Origin of the sequence: Vibrio genomosp. F10 str. 9ZD137 (assembly GCF_049974785.1) — a bacterium.
Lineage (GTDB): Bacteria > Pseudomonadota > Gammaproteobacteria > Enterobacterales > Vibrionaceae > Vibrio.
Map to the genome: position 1 here is coordinate 1 of NZ_JBNGCJ010000890.1, position 3,674 is coordinate 3,674.

The following is a 3,674-nucleotide window of genomic DNA, read 5'->3' on the forward strand; positions in this document are numbered from 1 at the left end:
ATGTACCAAGCGTATGGAGAAGCGGTATTTGGATCAACGGCACGCTGCCAGCTGTATACGAAGTCTTGAGCGGTTACCGGATCGCCATTTGACCATACGGCATCTTTACGTAGGTTAAATGTGAATGTTTTGTTGTCTGTGGTTTCCCAAGTTTCAGCAATGCCAGGAATGGTATTACCGTCAGCATCTTGGTTTACCAGACCTTCAAGAAGATCACGAATAACGTGAGATTCAGAAACACCCTGTGATTTGTGTGGGTCAATTGTCGCTACTTCTGCACCGTTACCACGAACGATCTCTTGCACATCAGCAAGGGTTGATTCGGTAACTTCAGGAAGGGTTGCTGGTGTAGCTGCTTGTTTTTCTTCTGGCTTATCGCCACAACCAGTAAGCGCTAGAGAAAGGCCCGCACTAATGAAAAGCGCACGAGTGATTTTATTCTTGTACATGCATTAAACTCCAAGTTTTTATGTTGCATCCATGACTTCCTTGTAAGAACCCCTGTTTAGGTAGTGATTTAGATTTATTTTGCACATAAAATGAGCATAAAAATCTAAAACCTTACAAAGATTGTGGCACACAGTAACAATCATCGAAGCGATTTACCATTAATTGACATCAGAAAAACGTATAATTCTTCTATTAGCGATAGATGGCAGTTAAAAAAACTATCATTTTAGAGGCTGACAGTGATTTTATATAGAAACGACTTAGTTGATAGACTATGGTACCGAAAATTCCAACCTGATACATTTTGACAGCATCTTATGCTAGAAATCTTGAAATAATTTAACATTTGGATGTGGGTTGATCTAACACTAAGTGACAATTCACCAATACCCCGTGTCAATTTGTGAAGACTATCACCCTAACTCGCCACACTTGATTTCTACTAGATAAATCAAGCTTTGCACAAAATTGCATAGTGATGCAAAGGAAACGAATTGATATGTTCATACATTGCTTTTCTCTGTTGTAAAAAACAAAAAAAACCCCAAATTAGTCACTATTTGGGATTTTTAAATCATTTAGAGCTTAACCGTATTGGAAGATTTTATAGCGACTGCGCTTTTTTGTTATTTAACTGGTCAATGACCTCTGAAGGCGCTATTTTTGCAAGTTCAACCATGCACTCATCCGTCTTTTCATTGCCATTGCGCACGTAGATATCACACACTGCATAAAGATGTTCTGGCCCTCCTGAAATCAAGTAAGCCGTTTCAAACGCCGTTGTCGCTTCATCGATATTAAACGCTTCTTGTAACACACCGTGTACATACCAGTAGTAACTATTAGTCTTTGCCAACGTTGCTGCAATTTCACTCTCTTTTGCCGCTTCCGCTTTATCCTCTAAACGAACCAAAGTGAGTGACTTGGCAAAGTGAAAATGGGCATTACTTGGCAGTGCTTCTATCGCTTGGTTAAGCGTATCAATCGCTTTTTCATCCATCCCCTGTGCACGGTAGTTATCCGCAAGGCTTAACCACACTTGTGGGTTATTCGATACGGCTTGTTTCGATTGTAAATACTGCGCTTCGGCCAATTCATACTGCTCAGTCCAGCGATACACATCCGCTAGCAGTAACCTAGAGTCATCATCGGCCTGCTCTTTTAAGTGTCCGATTAATTCGGTAGCCGGGTCTATGAGTTGTTGTTGACTAGCCGCATCGAGAGTCCCTCTATCTTTGAGTAGGCTAGCTGCAGCAGTCATACGCACTTGCTTACTGTCATCGGATAAAAGTGGAGACACCAAACGCCAACGATATTCTAAAGGATAAGGTTCCGCTCCGACGATCGCGGCTTCCCGGATCGCAGAACTGGCATCTTTTAATCCACGGGAAACCGCAACTAATCCGTTTTGACTGGGCGATGCACTAAGAGATCTCAGCGCCGAAACCCTGACCTCTTCTGTTTCCGTAATATCTTGCGCTTGATAAGACCATTGAGACATCGGATCATTCGGTAGGCTTCGCTGTGCTTGCATCGGCTCAGTTTGAGGACTTAACAAAGCCCCCTGACCATTTACGCTGTTCGTTTTTAGGCTATTCGTTTCTAGGCCACTGGCATTGGCGGTATTGAGCATCAGCATTGACATGGCTAATATCATTGATGTTTTCATGATGTTAATCCTTAAAATTTAGTTTCAAAGCCAACACGTTTTTTCATTTGTTCGCGCAATACGGCATCACTGTATTTCCCGTGGGCTACTGGGTGTTTCGTTGCTCGAAGTATGTAAGCAATAGACTTATCAACATGCGAGAAAAACTTATACCACCCCGCGCATAAATAGTTGAGTCCTGGCTCGCCAGATTTAGTGCGAATGAAACGATTTTTTGGACACTCTCCGTGGCAAGCAAACTGGTAATCACACGCCTGACACTGCGTCGTTAATGTGCGTGTTTTCGCGAAGCCAAATTTCTGCTGCTCTGGGCCATAAGCCATATCATCCAATTTCTGATGATGTATATTACCGATTTTGTACTCTGGATAGACATAATGATCACAACTGAATACATCGCCATTGGGTTCCATTGCAAGTCCTTTCCCGCATAAGTCACTTAACGTACAAAGCGGATTTCTGCGCCCCATCCACGTTTCAATGCTTGCTTCAAAATATTGAATAAAAACGTTACCTATGTCTTTACGCGCCCACTCATCAAAAATGGTAATCAAGAAATTACCCCAAGCCAGATCAGAGACACACCACGATTCAACAACAGAGTCTTTGCTTCCTGGGATGAGTCTTTTATCCCCTTGCTTAGGTTGGTCATTAGGCTGCCACTTTTGCGGAGCAGTATCACGGAAAGTCTTTTGTTCAACAATGGGGATGAATTGCATCTGAGGAGACTTCACTTCATCTCGCAAGAAGCGGTACACCTCAAGTGCATTTTGACTGGTTAGGTTATTGACGCATGTTAACGTCGCAAAGCTCACTTTATGCTTGTGCAGCAATTCAACCGCCGCCATCACTTGCTTGAACGTACCTTTGCCCGCTTTATTGGTTCTATAAGTATTGTGAAGCATCTCTGGGCCGTCGATACTCAGACCTACAAGAAAGTGATTCTTTGCTAAAAACTCACACCATTTATCATTCAGCAAGATACCGTTGGTTTGTAAGTCATTCGATATTTTAACACCATCAGGCTGGTATTTTTTCTGAAACTCAACAATCTTCTGAAAGTATTCCAGACCAAGCATGGTCGGCTCACCACCCTGCCATGAAAAGATGATCTCGGGTGTATTTTGCGCATTAATATAATTCTGGATATAGCTCTCTAACATGGCTTCATCCATTTTAGGAGAGCACCCTTTCTTATACTCCAATAGGTCCTGCTTACTTAGATAATAACAATATGTGCAGTCAATATTACAAACAGCACCGATCGGTTTAGCCATGACATGTAATCGTTTTGAAGCCTTGCCGTTATATTGAGGACCTTGAGTAATATGCATTGTTTATTTACCTATCTTAATGTCTTACAGCAATCATAAACCTGATTAATATTTGTCGCCTGTTATACCCTTTATAACCATTTGTCATGACCGAAAACGCTACAATAACGTTCTCTTCTGTATTTTTAAGGCAACCAATGAAAACATTTAATTACAATCACTTAAAAGCTATTGGCGGCATAACATTCACACTACTAATGAGTGGTTGTGCCAGCGTGCCG

3 protein-coding genes are annotated in these 3,674 nt (G+C 41.9%); all 3 read right to left on the reverse strand.

Features of this window, described 5'->3' with window-relative positions; all coding sequences use genetic code 11:
• Positions 1 to 449, reverse strand: a 449-nt coding sequence (locus ACP45E_RS19850; protein ID WP_241824354.1) for an ABC transporter substrate-binding protein, incomplete at its 3' end; no start/stop codon positions are given.
• A 605-nt stretch (positions 450 to 1,054) separates the two neighbouring features.
• Entirely contained in the window at positions 1,055 to 2,119 is a 1,065-nt protein-coding gene (locus tag ACP45E_RS19855) for a hypothetical protein (protein WP_017037854.1), read from the reverse strand.
• Positions 2,120 to 2,130: 11 nt separating this feature from the next.
• On the reverse strand, positions 2,131 to 3,453 hold the full coding sequence (locus tag ACP45E_RS19860) for an anaerobic sulfatase maturase (RefSeq protein ID WP_026026596.1): 1,323 nt from the start codon (positions 3,451 to 3,453) through the stop codon (positions 2,131 to 2,133).
• Positions 3,454 to 3,674: the final 221 nt, after the last annotated feature.